This window comes from Pseudomonas defluvii (assembly GCF_001695625.1).
Classification (GTDB): domain Bacteria; phylum Pseudomonadota; class Gammaproteobacteria; order Pseudomonadales; family Pseudomonadaceae; genus Aquipseudomonas; species Aquipseudomonas defluvii.
On sequence record NZ_MBPN01000315.1, the window covers coordinates 1 to 637 of the forward strand.

Below are 637 nucleotides of genomic sequence, written 5' to 3' on the forward strand. Positions count from 1 at the left end.
AGGGATGTTCTCAGCCGCCAATCACGCGCACTTCAGCCTGACGATCGATGACCTTCAGCACGACCTTCAGGTGCTGTCATTCACCGGCACGGAAGCCATCAGCACACCCTTTGCCTTTGATGTGGCCTTGGTCAGCGAGCGCGCAGACCTTGAACTTGAAACCTTGCTGCACAAGCAGGCGTTCCTGGCGTTCAACGCGCAGGGCGCCGGCATTCATGGGCAGGTTTACCGCGTTTCGCAGGGCGATGCCGGTAAGCGCCTGACCCGCTACAACCTGAGGCTGGTGCCGCAACTGGCCTACCTCGGGCTGCGCCGCAACCACCGGATTTTCCAGCAGCGCACGCTGGCGCAGATCATCGCCCAGGTGCTTGAGGAACACGGCATCCTCAGCGATGCCTACCAATTGCACCTGGAAAAGACCAGTACCCCACGGGAGTACTGCGTGCAGTACGGCGAGTCCGATCTGCACTTTCTGCAGCGCCTGTGTTTCGAGGAGGGCGTGAGTTATACCTTCCGGCACAGCCGCGCCGGGCACACGGTGGTGTTCAGTGACCACCAGACCTTTTTCCCCAAACTCGGCCAGCCCACCCCCTACCAACAGGACAGTGGCCTGGTGGCCGACGAGCCGGTAATCAGC

1 protein-coding gene is annotated in these 637 nt (G+C 61.4%); it reads left to right on the forward strand.

Going from position 1 to position 637, the window contains the following annotated elements; all coding sequences use genetic code 11:
- Nucleotides 1–4 precede the first annotated feature (4 nt).
- Nucleotides 5–637, forward strand: a 633-nt coding sequence (gene tssI / locus EKA13_RS27525) for a type VI secretion system tip protein TssI/VgrG (protein ID WP_125862985.1), incomplete at its 3' end; no start/stop codon positions are given.